The organism is Sphingomonas sp. Leaf20 (assembly GCF_001421535.1).
GTDB lineage: Bacteria > Pseudomonadota > Alphaproteobacteria > Sphingomonadales > Sphingomonadaceae > Sphingomonas.
This window is the reverse complement of sequence record NZ_LMKN01000009.1, coordinates 474,389-494,250: the sequence shown is the minus strand read 5'-3', so window position 1 is coordinate 494,250 and position 19,862 is coordinate 474,389. Positions and strand designations below refer to the sequence as shown.

The following is a 19,862-nucleotide window of genomic DNA, read 5'->3' as shown; positions in this document are numbered from 1 at the left end:
CGGCGCGCTGTATTCGTGCGTTGGGTATTCGTCGTTCAGGTGGCGAGGCGTACCGGCGTCACCGGCGCGGCGCCCACGTCGACACGGAACGTGAAGACATTGCCGGCAAGCGGCTGATCCGCCAGCGCATCCGCCGACAGCCCCTGCCGCGCGGTGGTCGCGTAGGCGGTCTTGCCGTCTTCGCCGCCAAGCGCGATCTTGGTGATATTGGCGACGGGGAAGCGCACCTCGGCCGTCATGCTGCCATCGGGCGCAAACCGCCGCGCCGCCCAGCCGCCGTAGAAACCCACCCAGACGCCGCCTTCGGCATCGCAGATCGCCCCGTCGGGATACCCCGTCTGGCCGTCGAACGTCAGGAAACGCCGGCCTTCGCCGATGACGCCGTCGGCATCGATCGGATGCGCATCGATCGACAGCCCGAGCGTGTCGACGAGATACGCCGTCCGGCCGTCGGGCGCGATCGCGGGGCCGTTGGTGATGACGATGGGGGCGACCGGCGCGGGCGTGACCACGCCGGCCTGCCAGCGATAGAACCGGCCCGTCGCGTTCGCCTCGTCATTGTCCATCGTGCCGAACCAGATCCGGCCCGCCGGATCGATCGCCGCGTCGTTGAGCCGGTTGCGCGGCAGATCGTCCTCGACAGCGTTCAACAGCGTGAAGCTGCCATCCGCGGGATCGAACCGGTGGACGCCCGTGGCGAGACCGGCGACCCAGTATCCGTCGTCCGCGGGCAGGATCCAGCCGACATGATCGGGTGCGTCCCATCGGTCGAGCGCGCCGGTCGCGGGGTCGTGGCGATAGACGCAGGGCGCCTTGATATCGACGAACCACAGACACGAATCGCGCGGCGACCAGACGGGTCCCTCGCCGAGCTCCGCACCGACCGTCAGGATCGAACGGGCGTCCTTCTCCATCAATCCCTCATCCATGAATCAGCGCCATCCCGCGTCGATGAAATAATCATGACCCGTACACATCCGCGCATCGTCCGACGACAGGAACAGCACCAGCGCGGCAACGTCGCTCGGCTGGATGCGGCCATCGGTGCATTGTGCCGCGACGATCTCGGCCTCGCCTTCGGGCGTGTACCATTTCTCCTGGCGCGGAGTCTGGACGTTGCCCGGGACGACGGTATTGACGCGAATGCCCTCGCGGCCGAGATCGCGCGCGAGCCCGCGCGTCAGACCTTCGATCGCCGCCTTGCACGTCTGGTACAGAACCAGATCGGGGAGCGCGAGGTGCCAGCTGATCGACCCGAAGTTCAGGATGACGCCGCCGCCTGCGCGCTTCATCGCCGGCACCACCGCCTGCGCCGCGAAGAACTGGTGCCGCAGATTGACGTTCAGCCGCTGGTCCCAATAGTCGGGCGTGACCTCGTCGATCCCGTGGCGATCGTCGTTGCCGGCGTTGTTGATCAGGATGTCGACACCGCCGAGCACTGTCTCGATCTCGGCGAAGATCGACTTGAGCTGGTCGATGTCGGTCAGATCGCAGTGGCGGTAGAGGGGCTCGTGCACCGCGCCGGGGGTCAGTCGCGCGAGCAGCGCATGGCTGGCATCGTCCGCCACGTCGACGAACGCGACGCGCGCGCCCTGCGCCACGAAGGCCTCGACCAGGCCTTCGCCGATACCCGATCCGCCACCGGTGACGATGACTCGCTTGTCGGCGAGGCTTGGATAGATCGCCTTGCCGCCGATAGCGGTCGTTTGCTGCAGCACTGGGGTCTCCGTCTGGTCGATTATCATGCGTCTAACAGCCCGCGACGGGCCAGATTGTTCATCAGCCCGCTGATGCCGAGCGTCCAAGCGGGCGCGTCGCGCGACGTCGTCACGCGGTTGACCAGCGATCCGAGCTTCGGATTGGAGATCGACACCACGTCGCCCATCTTGTGCGTGAACCCGCGGCCCGGTTCGTCCCGGTCCTTGGTCGGGGCGAATAACGTGCCGAGGAACAGCACGAAACCGTCGGGATAATGGTGCTCGCTCATCGCCTGTACGACCAGGTCCTCAGGGTCGCGGCTGATCTCGCGCATCGAGCTATGGCCGTCGAGCACATAGCCGTCCTCGCCCTCGATCTTCAGCGTGACCTCGCTCGCACGAACGTCGTCGAGCGTAAAGCCGTCGTCGAACAGGCGGATGAACGGCCCGATCGAGCAGGACGCGTTGTTGTCCTTCGCCTTGCTCAGCAGCAACGCCGACCGCCCCTCGAAATCACGCAGATTGACGTCGTTGCCAAGCGTCGCGCCGACGACGGTCCCCTGCGCATCGACGAGCAGCACGACCTCGGGCTCGGGGTTGTTCCATGTCGAATCGGAGCGGATCCCGATCGGCCCGCCCCAGCCGACGGTCGACAGCGTCGGGCTCTTGGTGAAGATCTCGGCGTCGGGGCCGATCGCGACCTCGAGATATTGCGACCACATGCCGTCGTCGATCAGCGCCTGCTTCAGCGCCGCAGCCTCTTCCGAGCCGGGGACGACCAGACGGACGCTGCCACCAATCCGCGATTCGAGCCGGCCGCGTACCTCGGCCGCCTTGCTCGCATCGCCGCGGGCGCGTTCCTCGATCACGCGCTCGATCGCCGATACAGCGAACGTCACGCCCGCCGCCTTGACGCATTGCAGATCGATCGGGCTCAGCAGGCGGGCGGGGGCGTCGGTCGCCGCGGACAGCGCGAGCGTCTCGAGCGCGCCGAGTGGGCGGCCCGCTGTCGTGTCGAAATCGCCACCGGCGACCAGCGCGGAGACGGTCGGCGCGACGCCCGACATATCGAAGACCTGCCCATCCCTGACCAGCACGGGGGTAGGACCGTCACCCAGGTCGATCCGACCCAGCAGGAGCGCACTCCGCCAATCTGCGGGCAGCGCCGATTCGACCGGCGCGGCGATATGCGACATCAATTTCCCTCTCCACTTATGTTACCGCTATCGTATCGGCGATTGCCCGATCGTCAAGGGGTGCGGCGCATATCGCGGACTATCCGCGCGGCACTCGTCCTCCTCCGTCTGACGCCTGCACGCATCGGTGGCAAGCCGGTCGGCTCTACGCGGCCGCACAACGCGCGCGCATCATGATCGTCCCGTTCCGATCCGCCCTGCCGATTCGCGCGAAACCAGCCCGCGACATCGTCCGTTGTCGTGCGCGGCAAATGTCGAAGGGATAACGCTATCATTCATCGCGCGGAACCATGGCTGTGTGCGCCGGCAAAGCGAACGGGTGCTCGGCGAGGATCAAAGCGCGGCCCGGCCCGTTGACCCTGTGAGGAGAATGATGATGGCAAACGATGGCAAGCAGCCGATGCAGGCGGTTCCCGACAAGGACGACGCGAAAATGTCGGGCGATGTCGAGACGGGGCGCACGGGCGGCGGCGAGAGCGGCGGCGGCGCGTTCAAGGACAAGGACCAGGTCAAGGGTGACCCCGACAATGACGGCTTCGACCACCAACATGGCGGGCAGTCGCACATCGACTATAGCGGCCCCGACAATCCCAACGCGACGGCGGGAAGCTGAAGAGGGTTGAACGGGCTGGTTGCAGGGGTGTTGGTGGGCCCGGCAGGAATCGAACCCGCAACCTAGCCGTTATGAGCGGCCAGCTCTAACCGTTGAGCTACAGGCCCCACCGACGCCTGCGTTAGCGCAAGCGTTGGGAAAGCAAAAGACCACAAAAGAAAAGGGCGCCCCCGCGGGGACGCCCTTCCGACACCAAAACCTGTCGGGCGCGAGCGCCCGACAAAGTCTTAGTTCATGTTGTCGGTCTTCTCGTCGGCAGCTTCGCGGACGTTGTCTGCTGCTGCGTTCATGTTGTCGGCTGCGTTCTCGAGCACGTCGGTTGCGACTGCGTTCGAGGTGTTGTCCGCCATGGCGTCCATGTTGTCAGCCTGCATTTCCATGTTGTCTGCCAGCATGTCCGCGTTGTTCTCAACTGCGGCTGCTTCTGGCGACTTGCTGCATGCTGCGACGGACATCAGGCCGGCGGCAGCAGCGATCAGAACGATCTTCTTCATTCGAATGCTCCCAAGCATAGTTTCACTCGCGGCCGACCCGATTGCCGTCGCGAAGTCCCGTCAAATAGCGGACCCCCGCAGCCGGTCAATCCGCTAAATTCATCTCCTGGCAAGGTTTGCGACAGGACGATGACGCAATCGAGCCACCGATTGGTCACTTTCTAGGCACAACCGGTCCGATTTCTTCGGGTGCATTGGCGACGATCGCGAGCATCGTCGTCCACGCCGCGACGTTCTGCTGCAGCTGCACAGGATCGATCCGGTCGAGCGTATCGTCGGGCGTGTGATGCGTATCGAAATAGCGCGTACCCGACTGGTTGAGGTCGATCGCCGCGACGCCGAGCGCCATCGTCGGTCCGACATCGGTGCCGTCGCCGCCGACACCCGCGCCCCGCGCGATACCGAGCGGCGCGAGCGCGGAGGCGAGGCGATCGGCGACGGGCTTTGCGCTCTCGGGCAGGTTGGTCTCGAACCGCCAGACGCGGTCCGCACCGAAGTCGGATTCGCCGGCGGTCGCGTGGCGATCGGTCTTGTGCGCCTCGGCATAGGCCTTGCCGCCAAAGCCGCCGACCTCCTCGGCACCGAACCAGACGACGCGGATCGTCCGGCGCGGGCGCGGGCCGTCGAGGATCCGCTTGGCCGCCGCCGCGGTGATCGCCACGCCGCTCGCATCGTCGATCGCGCCCGTGCCGAGATCCCAACTGTCGAGATGCCCGCCGATCAGCACGATCCCCGCCTTGGGATCGGTCCCGGGGACCTCGGCGATGACGTTGCCCGATTCGTGCGTGCCCGTCATCCGCGGCGTCAGGACGAGCGTCATCGTGATCGGCTTGCCGCGCGTCGCGATGCGTTCGATCAGTTCGGCATCGGGGACCGACAGCGCGGCCGAGGGGATCGGCGTGACGCCGGCGGGGAAGTTGGTCGTGCCGGTATGCGGGTTGCGGTGATGGTCGGTGCCGATCGAGCGGATCACGATCGCGGCCGCGCCCTTGCTCGCCGCCATCGCCGGACCGACGAAGCGCGCAGGGCCATAGGCGCCATAGCTCGACCCGTCCTGCGTCGGCTCCATCGCGTTGCCGACATAGGCGATCTTGCCCGCAAGGCTCCCCGCAGGCGCCGCCGCGAGGTCGCCATACGTCTTGAACACGACGACCTGCGCGGTCAGCCCGCCTGCTGGCGTCGCACCCGAATTGCCGAGCGCGGTCAGCTTGAGCGCCTGCGGGAAGGGCGAGAGGATCGACGCGGTCTCGATCCCACGCACCCAGACGGGCATCTGGTACGGCTCGATCCGGACGTTCTTGAACCCGAGCGCCTTGAGCTTGACGACCGACCAGGCGCGCGCCCGCGCCTCCGCTTCGGTACCCGCCAGCCGTGGCCCGATCTCGGTCGTCATCCCCTCGACGATATCGTACGCGACCTCGTCCTTCAGCGCCGCATCGCGGAGCGCGGCGACCTTGGCGTCGACCGGCGCGGGCGGCGGCGGCGCCGTGCGCTGTGCCATAAGGGGAAAGGTCAGGGTGGAGGCGGCCAGTACCGCGAGCGTGCGCTTAATCATCGGCGAAGCCTATGTCGCCGCTCCCCGTTTGCCAACGGCCCGCCGCATCGCTATCTGCGCTCGTCAAATCCCGCCTCAGTCTAGCATGGAGCCCGGCACCCACATGGCCGTCCAGTACACCTACGTCATGAAGGGTCTGACCAAGACCTTCCCCGGTGCCGCAAAGCCCGTCCTCAACAATATCCATCTGCAGTTCATTCCGTCGGCGAAGATCGCAATCATCGGCCCCAACGGGTCGGGCAAGTCGACGCTCATGAAGATCATGGCGGGGATGGATCCCGATTTCACCGGTGAGGCCTGGGCAGCCGACGGCGTAAATGTCGGCTATCTCGCGCAGGAGCCGCAGCTCGATCCGACCAAGGACGTGATGGGCAACGTCAAGGACGGCGTCCGCCCCGTCGCGGACCTCGTCGATCGCTTCAACGCGATCTCGGCCGAGATGGGCGATCCGCAGGACGATACCGATTTCGACGCACTGATGGAGGAGATGGGCGATCTCCAGGCCAAGATCGACGCGGTCGACGGCTGGTCGCTCGACAGCCAGCTCGAACAGGCGATGGAAGCGCTGCGCTGCCCGCCAGGCGATTCGTCGGTCGAGAACCTGTCGGGCGGTGAGAAGCGCCGCGTCGCGCTCTGCAAGCTGCTGCTCGAGAAGCCGCAGATCCTGCTGCTCGACGAACCGACCAACCATCTCGACGCCGAGAGCGTGTCGTGGCTCGAGAATTACCTCAAGGAATATACCGGCAACGTCATCCTCGTGACGCATGATCGCTACTTCCTCGACAACGTCGTCAACTGGGTGCTCGAGCTCGATCGCGGGCGCTATTACACCTACGAGAGCAACTATTCGGGCTATCTGGAGAAGAAGGCGCAGCGCCTCAGCCAGGAAGAGCGCGAAGAGGCGGGCAAGCAGAAGGCGATCGCCGACGAGCTGGCGTGGATGCGCCAGACCCCCAAGGCGCGCCAGACCAAGTCGAAGGCGCGTATCCGCGCGTTTGACGAGCTGATGGAGAAGCAGGAGAACCGCGTCGCCGGCAAGGCCGCGATCCTGATCCAGCTGCCCGCGCGTCTCGGCGGCAAGGTGATCGAGGCGAAGGGCCTGACCAAGTCGTACGGCGACAAGCTGCTGTTCGACGGTCTCGACTTCACGCTGCCCCCGGGCGGCATCGTGGGCGTGATCGGCCCGAACGGTGCGGGCAAGTCGACCTTGTTCAAGCTGATCACCGGGCAGGAAACGCCCGACGAGGGCACGATCGAGGTCGGCTCGACGGTCAAGCTCGGCTATGTCGACCAGAGCCGCGACGATCTCGACCCGAACAAGAACGTCTGGCAGGAAATCTCCGACGAGCTCGAGATCTTCCGCTTCGGCAAGCAGGAGATGGGCACGCGGGCGTATGTCGGCGCGTTCAATTTCCGCGGGCCCGACCAGCAGAAGAAGGTCGGCCAGCTGTCGGGCGGTGAGCGCAACCGCGTCCACATGGCCAAGATGCTCAAGGAAGGTGGCAACGTCCTCCTGCTCGACGAGCCGACCAACGATCTCGACGTCGAGACGCTGCGTGCGCTCGAGGAGGCGCTCGAGACGTTCGCCGGCTGCGCGGTGGTCATCAGCCATGATCGCTTCTTCCTCGATCGCCTCGCCACGCACATCCTCGCGTTCGAGGGCGACAGCCATGTCGAATGGTTCGAGGGCAATTACGAGAGCTACGAGGAAGACAAGCGCCGTCGCCTCGGCGATGCCGCCGACCGCCCGACGCGTCTGGCGTACAAGAAGCTGACGCGCTGAACGACCCAGCCCGCCGCACCCGGGTGACCGGGCTGCGGCGGGTGAACCGGTCGCCCCGCGATGTGGGCCCAAGCCCTTGATGTCGAGACTCGTCATCCTGACGAAAGTCAGGATCCAGGGTTACAGGCGGTCCGCTTCATGGCTCTGGATCCTGACTTTCGTCAGGATGACGGAGGGGGGGATGGTGTTGATCAGCCCTGACGCTAACTCGCCATGCCGCTCAGCCCGACGTATCGGGGGACAAGAGGCCGACCCACTGCGGGGCCAAGTCCGCCGCGCGCCAATCAAAGGCTGCGGTCGATAAAGCGGTCTCCGCGCGACGGGGATGCTGGCACCTAACCTCCAAACCCCTCCGTCATCCTGACGAAAGTCAGGATCCAGGGTCACCAGCGACCCGCTTCATGGCTCTGGGTCCCGACGTTCGTCAGGATCACGGAAAGGCATCAACGTTCGTCAAGCTCGTCGCCCAAAGGCCGGCGGCGGCGGGCAACGGTCGCCGCGCCAAGCGACCTCGACCCGGAGCTTTACGCCCCGCGGGACAATGGTAAGAGGTACCATCCCGGTCACAGCAGCAACCCGGCATGACCGGCCGGACGTCCCGAAGCGCCCGTATCATGCCGCAAGGCGCGCAGAGTTTAGCGGAGTTGAGAGTGCCGATCGTCGAAATTTCACCCGGAGGGGATGCTCCCCCGGGGGCGGGCGAGCTTCAGTATCGCCTCCGCCAGCAGTCGATCCTCGCCGACTTCGGAATCGAGGCGTTGCGCGCGCGCGATCTGGATCCGATGCTCCAGCGCGCGACCGAGCTTTGCGGCGAAGGCATGCGGTCTAAATACTGCAAGTTTCTCGAATACCGGCCCGAGCGCGACACGTTGCTGGTCCGCGCGGGGATCGGCTGGGCGCCCGGCGTCGTCGGGTCGACCGAGATGCGTACCGATCTCGGTTCGCCTGCCGGCTTTGCGCTGGAGACGGGTGAGCCCGTCATCTCGAACCATCTCGAAAATGAGGGGCGGTTCCGGACGCCCGACTTCATGGCACAGCACCAGATCCGCCGCGCGATCAACGTGCTCGTCGAAACGTCGGGAAAACGCTTCGGCGTGCTCGAGGTCGACAGCCCCGACGAGGGCAAGTTCGAACCCGCCGATCTCGCCTTCATGCAGGGCTTCGCCAATCTGATCGGCGTCGCGATCGAACGCCAGCAGGCCGAGCAGCGGCTGAGCGACGCGATGGAGCACCAGGAACTGCTTACGCGCGAGGCGAGCCACCGCGTCAAGAACAGCCTCGCGCTCGTGTCGGCGATGCTCAACCTGCAGATGCAGGAGGACGACGATCCGCGCATCACGCGGCTGCTTGGCGACGCACAGGCGCGCATCACCGCGATCGCGCAGACGCACGACCAGCTCTGGCGGGGCGAACAGGTCGGCATCGTCGCGCTCGACGATCTCGTCTGCGGGATCGCGACGGGTCTTGCCGAGCAGGCGCCGAACCACCGTATCGACTGCGAGATCGATGCGATCCTGATCAGCGCCGACACCGCGATCCCGATGGGCCTGCTCGTCACCGAACTCGTCACCAACGCGATCAAATATGCCTATGACGAGGCGGGCGGCGTGATCCACGTCACGATCCGCGCGACCGAGGGCCGAATCATCCTGTCGGTCGTCGATGACGGCGTCGGCATCCCCGAGGACTTCGACCTCAAGGCGGCATCGCGCAAAAGTCTCGGCATGCGGATGATCAACAGTCTGGGGCGTCAGCTCGGCGGCGCGACGACGATCACCAATACGGGCAGGGGCACCTGCGCGACGCTCGAGATCGCCGATCCGCGAAAGGCAACGCCCGCCGAGGCTTGACGTGTGTTGCTCGAGCATAGCACACTCGCCCGCATAGTCGCAGGGCGGGGACATTGGCGGGGACATGGGCATGATCTTGGGCATGATGGCGGCAGCGGCCGTGACGATAGCGCCGCAGGGGGCGCCGCGGGGCGCGCGGCTCGTGCCCGGCGATCAGTGCTTTGCGATAACCCGGCCTGACGCGGCATCGGGGGGCGACGTGGTCATCGGCGCGACGCATCAGGTGATCCGCCGCGTCCGCATCGGCGGCAGGGCAGCCTTCGATATCGTCGTGAATCAAAGCGTCCCTGTCGCGAAGTTCGCGATGCGCGACCATTTCGTTCTCGCCCGCGCCGACCTGACGCCGATCGCGTTCGACAGCCGCCGCAACGGGGTCGACCATGTCTCGCTCAGCTATGCGCCCGGGCGCGTGACGGGGCGCCGGATCGAAAAGGGGGCGACCGTTCCGATCGACGTCGCGGTGCCGACGCCGGTCTGGGAGGGTAATCTCTGGGGGGTGACGTTCGGCGCGTTGCCGCTCGGCGCGGGCCGGTCCTTCGTGCTGCCCTTCTACCAGTATGACAGCGGCATCGGCCACTTCGACCTGACGGTGACGGGCAGCGAGCGCGTGTCCACGCCGACGGGCGCCATCGACGCGTGGACGGTCGCGATCGTCAAGGACGGCAAGCCCAGTGGCACCGCGCTCATCGCCAAGCGGGACGGCCGCGAACTTGGCTTGCGCAGCCCGCGTGGCGGCACCAGACTTGGCGGCGATTGCAAAGGCCTGGACTGAGGACCTCGGACTAGGCCTCAACCCGCCTCAGCGCACCCGCTTGACGAAGATCCGCCCGCCGTCGCGGCGCTCGGTCTGGAAATTGGGCACCGCCTCGATCAGCTCGGAGAGATGGTTGAACCCGTAATTGCGCGCGTCGAAGCTCGACCGGTTGCCCGCGCGCTGGCCCAGCTCGGTCAGGCTCTGATAGCCTTTCTCGTCGCGCTTACCTGCATTATACGCGTCGATCAGCAGTTTGATCAGGTCCGATCCGATCGGCTCSCCACCGCGCGACCGACGCGCAGTTGGCGCGGTGGGGGCAGGGGCCTTCTCGCCCCCGATCGCGGGCGGCAGCGACAGCGGCATCGGCTCGGATTCATCATCGAGCGCACTCACATCGATGAAGCGCGTGCACGCCTGGCGGAACCCTTCAGGTGTTCGGCTCGTGCCAAAGCCATAGACGGGAACGCCATCCTGGCGGATGCGCATCGCCAGCGGCATGAAGTCGCTGTCCGACGACATGATCCCGAACCCGTCGATCCGCCCGCGGAACAGCAGGTCCATCGCGTCGATCGTCATCTTCATGTCGGTCGCGTTCTTGCCCTTGGTCAGGTCGAACTGCTGCTGCGGCTCGATGCCGTGCTTGATCGACATGTCGCGCCACCCCTTGAGCGCGGGTTTCGACCAGTTGCCATAGACGCGGCGGACGTTGACCGTGCCAAGCTCTGCAAGGACGGTGAGCACGGGATCGAGCGTCGCGGACGAGGCGTTGTCGGCATCGATTAGCAAAGCGACGTTGCGGGTTGGGGTTTCGGCCATGGACCCGGGATTAGCCCCGCACGGTCCGCGCGTCCACGCTCGATCCGCCGGGTCGCGGCGCCAGACATCCCCGACCATGCCGCCACGCACGTTCGTCAGGGGTAGTGGATCGCCATCACTTCATATTCGCGCTCGCCCGCGGGCAGGTCGACGCGTCGAACGTCGCCGACGCCCGCGCCGCGCAAAGCGCGCGCGAACGGCGAATTCCAGCCGATCCGGCCATTGCCCGCATCGGTCTCGTCGTCGCCGACCAGCGTCAGCGTGCGGTGCGCGTCATCCTCGTCGGCGACCGTCACGCACGCGCCGAACCACACGCGCGACCGATCCTCCTGCGCGGCGGGATCGATCACCTTCGCCGCCTTCATCCGCTTCGATAGCCAGCCGAGCCGCCGGTCGATCTCGCGCAGGCGTTTGCGGCCATAGATGTAATCGCCATTCTCCGACCGGTCGCCATTGCCCGCCGCCCATGAGATCGTCTCGACGAGCTTCGGCCGCTCGTCGACCAGAAGCTGCTCATATTCCGCGCGCAGCACGGCATAGCCGGCGGGCGTGATGTAGTTCGGGCGATCCATCGTCATCTGCCGTCAGGAACAAGCGCGCCGATCAGCCCGGGCGGTTCTTGCCGAGATACCAGGACGTCCGCGTCGCGACGCGGCTCTTGGCGCGCGCGGGGTTCATGAGATCGTACACGACCGCATTCTCGATCACGCGCTGCACATAGTTGCGCGTCTCCTGATACGGGATCGCCTCGATCCAGTCGACGATGTCGACCGCGCTCTTCCGTGGGTCGCCATTCGCGCGCAGCCACTTGTTCACGTTGCCGCCGCCGGCATTATACGCCGCGATCGCAAGCGGATAGCTCCCATAGTTCGCATAGATCCGCTGGAAGTAGCTCGACCCCAACATGATCGATAGATTGGGATCGCTCGTCAGCGCCGCCTGATCGTAATTCAGCCCGATCTTCCCCGACTGCTCGCGCGCGGTCGCGGGCATCAGCTGCATCAGCCCGCGGGCCCCCGCATGGCTGACCGCGGCGCGATCGAACTGGCTCTCCTGCCGCGAGATCGCGTGGATGATCGTCCAGTTGTCCTCATAGCCCGCGGGCACGGGGACGGTCGGGAACCCCGCCGCCGAATAGTCGCTCAGCCCGTTGGTCAGCGCGCTGCGGCCGACCATCACGCCGAGGTCGGGACGGTTGATCGACTTGGACAGCTCGGCCGCCAGCACGTGATCGGTGTCGCTGGTCGCGTCCGCCGCGATCTGGCGTACGAACGCGGTCTGATCCTGCCAGTCGTTGATCCGGCCGAGAAACCGCACCGCGCGAACCGTCTCGCGCTGGTCGAACGCCGCGCGCACCGCGGGTGCGATCGCGAGGCTCGCCATTGGCGGCGGCGGGGTCAGCGTGCGCCCCATCCGCTCGGTCGCGAGCTGGCCATAGAATTGATCGCGATAGCCCGCCGCCTGCGTATAGAAGGCGGTGGCATCCGCGGCGCGCCCGGCTGCTTCGGCGGCGCGCCCGGCCCAGTAATAGCCGCGCGACCGGACCACGGGCGAACTCGACCCGCGCGCATAGCGGTCGAACAGCGTCATCGCATCGGCGGGTCGGCCGAGCTGCTTCATCGCTGCCTGGCCACCAAGCCACGCCAGATTGGTATATTCGTCTCGCTCGGCATAGGATTTCGCCGAGATGTTGGCGCCGGCGGGATAGGCATCGTCGATCTGCCGCGCGATGTCGTACGCGGTCTGCCACTGGCCGTCGTTCGCCGCGCCGCGCGCGTTGGTCACCAGCGTCTCGTACCATTTCGCCGGATTGCCAGGACGCGTCGTCAGCGACCGCGGCCGCGCGAGCCAGGCGCGTGCGGTCGGGCTCGCCCCGGCATTGCGCAGCCACAACGCGCGATCGGCGACATAGCCCGCATCGCTGCGATAGGTCTCCTGCGTCGCTGCCGACAGGTCGGAGGCGTTGGGGGCATTGGTGCGGAACGCGAGCCGTGCCTCGAACAGCGGACGCCGCGCCGGGCTGACCAGCATTATCTGCCGCTGCGCCGCGCTCGTCTGTCCGGACCACAGCAGCGCGTCCATTCGCGCGTCCTGGTCTTCGGCCGTCAGCGCGCCGGCAAAGCCCGTCGTCACCATGACCTCGTCGGTCGGCGACAGTCCGCCCGATCGCCAAGCGGTGCGCGCCGCGGCATAGGCGCGGTCGCGCTGCCCCGACGCCATCAGCGCGCGCGCGAAGGCGAGATTGCCCGTCGCGGACTGCGGTGGATAGCGCGTAAAGAACGCGACGACGTTCGCCGGTGCCCCGGTCGCCGCCTTGCGTTCCGCCGCACGCCGATTGGCGGTCTCGTTCGGCCAGCCGGGATGCGCCATCAGGAACCCGGCATAGCTGTCGAACGGCAACGCGTCGGTCTGCTGCAACGCGCGCCACTGCGCGATCGTCGCGGCGATCGCGCCATCGCTGAACGCGGGCGCGGCGGTCGTCTGTGCCTGCGGCCCCATATTGGCGAGCTGCGTCCGATACCGATCGAGCGTTTCCTGCCCGGCCCCGGACGCGATTGCGGTGCCCGCGAGCGCCGCCAGAATGATCGTCGATTTAAACGCCAATGCTACCATGTGGACAGGATAGCGCTTCAACCCGTATCTGTCCTGAACGAAATACCCGATTTCAGCGCAGCAGGAGCGCGATACACCGATGGTTTCAGGTTCCCAGTTTGCCGGCTCGATCCCGGCGCTCGTCACACCCTTCGCCGCGGACGGCAGTTTCGACGAGGCGACCTACCGCGATTTTGTCGAATGGCAGATCGCCGAAGGCTCGTCCGCGCTCGTCGCGTGCGGCACGACGGGCGAGGCGGCGACGCTGAGCTATGACGAGCATTTTCACGTCGTCCGCGTCTGCGTCGATCAGGCGAAAGGCCGTGTGCCCGTGATCGCGGGGGCAGGATCGAACGACACGCGCGTTGCTTCGGCGAACCTGCGCGCGGCGCGCGATGCCGGCGCCGACGCCGCGCTGATGGTCCCGCCGTATTACAACCGTCCGAGCCAGGAGGGGATCTTCCGGCATTTCGAAGCGCTCGCCACCGACGCGCCGCTGCCGATCATCCTCTACAACGTGCCCGGCCGTACCGTGACCGATATCCAGCCCGCGACGCTGGCGCGCGTCGTGACCGCGTTTCCGCACGTGTTCGTCGGCGTGAAGGATGCCAGCGGCGTGCTCGCGCGCGTGTCGCAGCACCGCGCAGCGTGCGGGCCCGACTTCTGCCAGCTGTCGGGCAATGACGACCTCGCGCTCGCGTTCAACGTGATGGGCGGTACGGGCTGCATCTCGGTGACCGCGAACGTCGCGCCGAGGCTCTGCGCGGACTTCCAGTCGGCGTGCCAGGCGGGCGATTTCGTCAAGGCGCTCGCCTATCAGGATCAGCTCTATCCCTTGCACGACGCGCTGTTCACCGACGCGTCGCCGGGTCCGGTCAAATATGCCATGGCGCGCGTGCGGGCCGGGTTCCCGGAGACATTGCGCCTGCCGATGACCCCCGCCGGCGACGCCTCGCGCGCCGCAGTCGATGCAGCGCTGGCCCACGCAGGGTTGGCCTGATCCCCTTGCGTCATCCTGGCGAAAGTCAGGATGACGTCGGGACCGACAATTAACATCCTGCTGGATACCGCGCCCGCTTCCCCTTCGCGCTCCGACCTCCTACATCGCGCATCGCATGGCACGTCCCAAACCCCCCACCTTCGAGAAGACCAAGATCGTCGCCGAGAACCGGCGCGCGCGGTATGACTATTACATCGAGCAGGTCTTCGAAGCGGGGATCGCGCTGACCGGCACCGAAGTGAAGGCGCTGCGCGGCGGCGAGGGCTCGATCGCGGAGGCCTATGCCGAGGTGAAGGGCAAAACCGTCCAGCTGGTCAATTCGAACATCCCCGAGTTCAGCCACGGCAACCGCTTCAACCATGAGCCCAAGCGTCCGCGCAAGCTCCTGCTGCACGAGCGCGAGATCAACAAGATGCACGGTGCCGTCGCGCGCCAGGGCATGACGCTCGTGCCGCTGATGATCTATTTCAACTCCAAGGGCCGCGCGAAGATCGAGCTCGCGCTCGCCAAGGGCAAGCAGAACCACGACAAGCGCGACTCGGTGAAGGAACAGGACTGGAAGCGCGAGCAGGGCCGGATCATGCGGGATCGTGGATAGGCCGTGAGCGGGACGCCGGTCGGTATCTTCGGACGCCTCGCGGCGTGGTCGCATCGCAATCTGCCGACCCGCGAATCGATGGAGCGCAACCGGCTGCTCCGTCCCGTCGCGCACCGCGTGCTCGCGCCCGAATTGTGGCGTTTCACGCGGCGTTCGGTACCGCGCGGCGTCGCGCTCGGGATGGTCGCAGGCATCCTCATCCCGGTCGCACAGACCCCCGTCGCCGCGTTGTTCGCGCTGCCGTTCCGGGCCAATGTCCCGACCGCGGCGCTGACGACGTTCATAACCAATCCACTGACGACACCGCCGCTATGGATCGCGGCCTACTGGATCGGATCCTGGCTGCTGCGGATCGACGCGCACGTCCCCGGCCAGCCCGTTGCCGAGGCCGCGGCGCAGGCGGACTGGATCCCGTGGCTGATGCAGGCCGGGCCGGCCACCGCGCTGGGTCTGCTGGTCATCACGATCGTCGCTTCGATTGGCGGGTATGCGCTCAGCGCGCTCGGTTGGCGGCTGTGGATCGCGCGTAAATGGCGTCATCGCCATGTCGGCAGGAACGCCTAGAATCGCGAATTGACGAGGCGTATTATCGGCGTACAACACGCCCAGTTTCAGGCTTTATCTTTTCAAGGATCACCGATGCGCACGCCGATTTTCGCTGCCCTTCTGCTTGCCTCCGTTTCGACGATCGGGTTCGCCCAGAGCCAGGGTCCCGCACCGACCGCGACCGGTCCGGGCGCGACGGCTGCACCGGCCGGCAAGCCCAAGCTCGGCGACTTCGGGGTCGACACCACCGCGATGGACAAGTCGGTCCTGCCGGGCAATGACTTCTACCGTTTCGTCAACGGCAAGTGGATGGAGCGGACCGAGATCCCGGCGGACCGCTCGAGCTGGGGCGGCTTCGCGATCCTGCGCGACCTGTCCGACACGCGCACGCGCGCCGTCATCGACGAGGCCGCCAAGACGCAGAATGCGCCGGGCAGCGTGCGCGACAAGATCGGCACCACCTATGCCAGCTTCATGGACGCGCCGGCGATCGAGGCGAAGGGCGCAGCGCCGCTCAAGCCCTATCTCGCCAAGATCGCCGCGATCAGGACGCAGACCGATCTCGCGCGCGCGTTCGGTGACGCGACGCGCAACGGCATGGACGTTCCGATCGGTGCCGGCGTGCAGCAGGACCTCAAGGACAACACCGTCTACGCGGTGTATCTGGGGCAGGGCGGTCTCGGTCTGCCCGACCGCGACTATTACCTCGTCGACAACCCCAAGTTCGTCGAGACGCGCGCGAAATATCAAGACTATGTCGCGACGATGATGCGTCTTGCCGGCCAGCCCGATCCGGCCGGCGCCGCCAAGCGCATCTTCGATCTCGAAAAGGCGATCGCGCAGGTCCACTGGACGCGCGCCGAGCAGCGTCAGGTCGAGAAGGGCTACAACCCCGAGATGGTTGCGGCGCTCGCGACCAAGATGCCCGGCTTCGACTGGAAGACGATGCTCGACGCACAGGGGCTCGGCAGCCAGTCGCGCGTGATCGTCGGCCAGCCCTCGGCGCTGGCGGGCACCGCGAAGATCGTCGCGGCGACGCCGATCGCGACGTGGAAGGAATATCTCGCCTTCCACACGATCGCGAAGTCGGCACCGTTGCTGTCGTCGCCGTTCGTCAATGCCAACTTCGCGTTCAACGGCACCGTCCTGTCGGGCACGCCGCAGCTCAAGGAGCGCTGGAAGCGCGGCGTCGACCTCGTCAACGGCAGCCTCGGCGAGGCGGTCGGCCAGGTCTATGTCGAGAAATATTTCCCGCCCGAGGCCAAGGCGAAGGCCGACGAGCTCGTCCGGAACCTGATCGCGGCGATGGACATCCGGCTGTCGAAGCTCGAATGGATGGCGCCCGAGACCAAGGTCAAGGCGCGCGCCAAGCTCGCGGCGTTCACGCCCAAAATCGGTTATCCCGACAAGTTCCGCGATTACACCTCGCTCAAGGTCGTGGCGGGCGACGTGCTCGGCAACGCCGACCGGGCGACCGCGTTCGAATATGACCGGCAGCTCGCCAAGATCGGCAAGCCGGTCGATCGCAGCGAATGGTTCATGACGCCGCAGACGGTCAACGCCTATGCCAATCCGGTGATGAACGAGGTGGTCTTCCCCGCCGCGATCCTGCAGCCGCCCTTCTTCGATCCGAACGCCGATCCCGCGGTCAATTATGGCGGTATCGGCGCGGTGATCGGGCATGAACTGAGCCATCATTTCGACGATCAGGGCCGCAAGTTCGACCCGAAGGGCAATTTCGCCGAATGGTGGACGCCGCAGGACGTGACGCGCTTCAAGGCGTACACCGACAAGGTCGTCGCGCAGTACGGCGCCTATGAGCCGATCGCGGGCGCGAAGGTGAACGGCGAACTCACGCTCGGCGAGAACATGGCCGATCTCGCGGGCGTGACCGTCGCGTATGACGCCTACAAGATCTCGCTCGCGGGCAAGCCCGCGCCGGTTCTCGACGGCTATACCGGCGACCAGCGCTTCTTCATGGGCTTCGGGCAGGTCTGGCAGAACAAGGCGCGCGAAGCGTCGATCCGCCAGCAGCTGACCACCGATCCGCATACGCCCAGCGCGTGGCGCAGCTATGTCGTGCGCAACCTCGACCCTTGGTATGCCGCGTTCGACGTCAAGCCGGGGCAGGCCTATTACCTCGCACCCGCCGACCGCATCCGCGTCTGGTAACCCGACCCGCCGACCCTATGTCGAGCCCCGTGACACCGGGGCTCGACGCCGCCCCCTGACCCGCTTCGTCACGACGACGAAGTCTGGAGACAATGATGAAGACCGTTCTCGTCGCCGGCCTGCTGGCCGCGTCCGCGCTCACCGGCGTGACCGCCGCGCTCTCGCAATCCACCACCGCCGCACCCGTCGCTGCCCAGCCTGCTACAGCCGAGCCTGCCGCGAAAGCGGGCCCCACCTTCGGGGCGTTCGGCTTCGACGAGCAGGGCATGGACCGGACGGTCGCGCCGGGCGACGATTTCTACGCCTATGCCAATGGCGGCTGGGCGAAGGCGACGCCGATCCCCGCGGACAAGTCGAACTACGGTTCGTTCAACCTGCTGTCCGACCTGTCGGAGTCGCGCACGCGCGGTATCCTCGACACGGCTGCGAAGGATCTGCAGTCCAAGATCGGGCGCGCCTATGCGACGTTCCTCGACACCGGTGCGATCGAGGCGAAGGGGCTCGCGCCGATCCGTCCATGGCTCGGCCGGATCGCCGCGCTCAAGGACCGGGCAGGCTATCCCGCCTTGCTCGCCGAAGCGGACCGCGCCGGGATCGGCGGACCGTTCGGCAGCGGCGTCGGGCAGGACGACAAGAGCCCCGAGCAGTACGCGCTGTCGCTCGGCCAGTCGGGGCTGGGCATGCCCGACCGCGATTATTACCTCAGCACCGACGCCAAGCTCGTCGAGGCGCGCGCCGCGTACCAGGCGCATATCGCCAAGATGCTGACGCTCGCCGGTGAACCCGATGCACAGGCGCGCGCCGCGGCGCTGCTCGCGTTCGAGACCGAGATCGCCAGGGTCAGCTGGACGCGCGTCGACAGCCGCGATGCGACCAAGACATACAACAAGATGACCGTCGCCGATCTTGCCGCCAAGGCGCCCGGCTTCGACTTCGCCGGCTATTTCAGGGGCATCGGCACGCCCGTCCCGACCGTCATCGTCGCGCAGCCCTCCGCGATCACCGGCATTGCCAAGCTTGTCGCATCCGCGCCGATCGGCGTCCTCAAGGATCAGCTGATCCTGCGCTCGCTCGACAATTATGCCGACGTGCTGCCAAAGGCGTTCGATGCCGAGCAGTTCGCGTTCTACGGCACCGTCCTCGGCGGCACGCCCGAGCAGGAGGCGCGGTGGAAGCGCGGCGTGCAGTTCACCAGCGGTGCGCTCGACGACGAGGTCAGCAAGATCTACGTCGCGAAATACTTCCCGCCCGAGACCAAGGCGGCCGCGGACAGCCTGGTCCGCAACGTCATCGCCGCGATGGACGCGCGGATCGACAAGCTCGACTGGATGGCGCCCGAGACCAAGGTCAAGGCGCATGCCAAGCTCGCCGCGTTCACCCCCAAGATCGGCTATCCGAGCCGCTGGAAGGATTATTCGTCGCTGACGATCACCGCGGGCGACGCGTTCGGCAACGCCTGGCGTGCGAACGAATGGCAGCACCGCGACAACGTCGCCAAGCTCGGCAAGCCGCTCCAGCGCTGGGAATGGGGCATGACGCCGATGACGGTCAACGCCTATGCCAATTTCGGCATGGTCGAGATCGTCTTCCCCGCCGCAATCCTCCAACCGCCCTTCTTCGATCCCAAGGCGGATCCGGCGGTCAATTATGGCGGCATCGGCGCGGTGATCGGTCACGAACTGAGCCATCACTTCGACGATCAGGGCTCGAAATATGATTCGAAGGGACAGCTGACCGACTGGTGGACGCCGCAGGACGTCGCGCGCTTCACCGCGCTGACGGGCAAGCTCGGCGCGCAATATGACGCGTACGAGCCGCTTCCCGGACTGCATGTGAAGGGCCAGCTGACGATGGGCGAGAACATCGCCGATCTCGCCGGGCTGACGGTCGCGCACGATGCGTATATGACCTCGCTCGGCGGCCGGACGCCGCCCGCCATCGGCGGGTTCAGCGCGGACCAGCGTTTCTATCTCGGCTGGGCGCAGGTCTGGCGGCGCAACTACCGCGAGGCCAATCTGCGCCAGCGGCTGCTGACCGATCCGCACTCGCCCTCGCAGCAGCGCGCCGCGGTCGTCCGCAATCTCGACCCGTGGTACGCGGCCTATCAGCCCAAGCCGGGGCAGAAGCTATACCTGACGCCGGATCAGCGCGTCCGCATCTGGTGACGCGCGGGAGCGGACATCGCGCTTGACGCTG

At 66.6% G+C, this 19,862-nt stretch carries 17 protein-coding genes and 1 tRNA gene; 9 read left to right on the top strand and 9 right to left on the bottom strand.

Annotated features, from left to right (window positions below):
* Positions 1-35 precede the first annotated feature (35 nt).
* Genes ASE72_RS15700 through ASE72_RS15690 form a run of 3 tightly spaced genes read right to left on the bottom strand, consistent with a single transcriptional unit; the run spans position 36 to position 2,893 of the window.
* Positions 36-929 carry an SMP-30/gluconolactonase/LRE family protein gene (locus ASE72_RS15700; protein WP_235532392.1) on the bottom strand — a complete coding sequence of 298 codons (894 nt, stop codon included), beginning with the start codon at positions 927-929 and terminating at the stop codon, positions 36-38.
* Positions 930-932: 3 nt separating this feature from the next.
* Positions 933-1,745 carry an SDR family NAD(P)-dependent oxidoreductase gene (locus tag ASE72_RS15695; protein ID WP_056023415.1) on the bottom strand — a complete coding sequence of 271 codons (813 nt, stop codon included), beginning with the start codon at positions 1,743-1,745 and terminating at the stop codon, positions 933-935.
* Positions 1,742-2,893, bottom strand: coding sequence for a fumarylacetoacetate hydrolase family protein (locus ASE72_RS15690; protein WP_056023412.1), 1,152 nt, complete (start codon positions 2,891-2,893; stop codon positions 1,742-1,744). The genes ASE72_RS15695 and ASE72_RS15690 overlap by 4 nt, the downstream gene beginning before the upstream one ends.
* A 376-nt stretch (positions 2,894-3,269) precedes the next feature.
* On the opposite strand from ASE72_RS15690, the gene ASE72_RS15685 reads away from it, so the two are divergent.
* Positions 3,270-3,506, top strand: coding sequence for a hypothetical protein (locus ASE72_RS15685; protein WP_156350539.1), 237 nt, complete (start codon positions 3,270-3,272; stop codon positions 3,504-3,506).
* A 31-nt stretch (positions 3,507-3,537) separates the two neighbouring features.
* On the opposite strand, the gene ASE72_RS15680 is transcribed toward ASE72_RS15685, so the two are convergent.
* From ASE72_RS15680 to ASE72_RS15670, 3 genes are all read right to left on the bottom strand, one after another.
* Positions 3,538-3,613: transfer RNA gene (locus ASE72_RS15680), tRNA-Ile, on the bottom strand.
* Between the two features lie 120 nt (positions 3,614-3,733).
* Positions 3,734-4,000 carry a hypothetical protein gene (locus tag ASE72_RS15675; protein WP_056023407.1) on the bottom strand — a complete coding sequence of 89 codons (267 nt, stop codon included), beginning with the start codon at positions 3,998-4,000 and terminating at the stop codon, positions 3,734-3,736.
* Positions 4,001-4,154: 154 nt separating this feature from the next.
* The gene (locus tag ASE72_RS15670; protein WP_056023404.1) at positions 4,155-5,555 is read right to left on the bottom strand and encodes a M20/M25/M40 family metallo-hydrolase; all 1,401 of its coding nucleotides are present in this window, start codon (positions 5,553-5,555) and stop codon (positions 4,155-4,157) included.
* 103 nt (positions 5,556-5,658) lie between these two features.
* Between ASE72_RS15670 and ettA the strand changes: the two genes are divergently transcribed.
* The 3 genes from ettA to ASE72_RS15655 all read left to right on the top strand — a co-directional run bounded on the left by ettA (position 5,659) and on the right by ASE72_RS15655 (position 9,960).
* On the top strand, positions 5,659-7,338 hold the full coding sequence (ettA, locus tag ASE72_RS15665; protein WP_056024301.1) for an energy-dependent translational throttle protein EttA: 1,680 nt from the start codon (positions 5,659-5,661) through the stop codon (positions 7,336-7,338).
* Positions 7,339-7,988: 650 nt separating this feature from the next.
* The gene (locus ASE72_RS15660; RefSeq protein WP_235532391.1) at positions 7,989-9,188 is read left to right on the top strand and encodes a sensor histidine kinase; all 1,200 of its coding nucleotides are present in this window, start codon (positions 7,989-7,991) and stop codon (positions 9,186-9,188) included.
* Between the two features lie 70 nt (positions 9,189-9,258).
* A complete protein-coding gene (locus ASE72_RS15655; RefSeq protein ID WP_156350537.1) occupies positions 9,259-9,960 on the top strand; it encodes a DUF3108 domain-containing protein in 702 nt (233 codons plus the stop codon).
* A gap of 27 nt (positions 9,961-9,987) precedes the next feature.
* Here the strand turns inward: ASE72_RS15655 and ASE72_RS15650 are convergent, their stop codons facing one another.
* The 3 genes from ASE72_RS15650 to ASE72_RS15640 all read right to left on the bottom strand — a co-directional run bounded on the left by ASE72_RS15650 (position 9,988) and on the right by ASE72_RS15640 (position 13,371).
* The gene (locus ASE72_RS15650) at positions 9,988-10,758 is read right to left on the bottom strand and encodes an NYN domain-containing protein (protein WP_056023398.1); all 771 of its coding nucleotides are present in this window, start codon (positions 10,756-10,758) and stop codon (positions 9,988-9,990) included.
* Positions 10,759-10,853: 95 nt separating this feature from the next.
* Positions 10,854-11,330 carry a transcription elongation factor GreB gene (gene greB / locus ASE72_RS15645; RefSeq protein WP_056024295.1) on the bottom strand — a complete coding sequence of 159 codons (477 nt, stop codon included), beginning with the start codon at positions 11,328-11,330 and terminating at the stop codon, positions 10,854-10,856.
* Between the two features lie 31 nt (positions 11,331-11,361).
* On the bottom strand, positions 11,362-13,371 hold the full coding sequence (locus tag ASE72_RS15640) for a lytic transglycosylase domain-containing protein (protein ID WP_056023395.1): 2,010 nt from the start codon (positions 13,369-13,371) through the stop codon (positions 11,362-11,364).
* A gap of 79 nt (positions 13,372-13,450) precedes the next feature.
* On the opposite strand from ASE72_RS15640, the gene dapA reads away from it, so the two are divergent.
* The 5 genes from dapA (at position 13,451) to ASE72_RS15615 (ending at position 19,831) form a co-directional block, all read left to right on the top strand.
* Positions 13,451-14,350, top strand: a complete 900-nt coding sequence (gene dapA / locus ASE72_RS15635; protein ID WP_056023392.1) for a 4-hydroxy-tetrahydrodipicolinate synthase — start codon at positions 13,451-13,453, stop codon at positions 14,348-14,350.
* A 115-nt stretch (positions 14,351-14,465) separates the two neighbouring features.
* On the top strand, positions 14,466-14,948 hold the full coding sequence (gene smpB, locus ASE72_RS15630; protein WP_056023389.1) for an SsrA-binding protein SmpB: 483 nt from the start codon (positions 14,466-14,468) through the stop codon (positions 14,946-14,948).
* A 78-nt stretch (positions 14,949-15,026) separates the two neighbouring features.
* Positions 15,027-15,512, top strand: coding sequence for a DUF2062 domain-containing protein (locus ASE72_RS15625; protein ID WP_056024292.1), 486 nt, complete (start codon positions 15,027-15,029; stop codon positions 15,510-15,512).
* 75 nt (positions 15,513-15,587) lie between these two features.
* Entirely contained in the window at positions 15,588-17,666 is a 2,079-nt protein-coding gene (locus ASE72_RS15620) for a M13 family metallopeptidase (protein ID WP_056023385.1), read from the top strand.
* A gap of 95 nt (positions 17,667-17,761) precedes the next feature.
* On the top strand, positions 17,762-19,831 hold the full coding sequence (locus ASE72_RS15615; RefSeq protein WP_056024290.1) for a M13 family metallopeptidase: 2,070 nt from the start codon (positions 17,762-17,764) through the stop codon (positions 19,829-19,831).
* Positions 19,832-19,862: the final 31 nt, after the last annotated feature.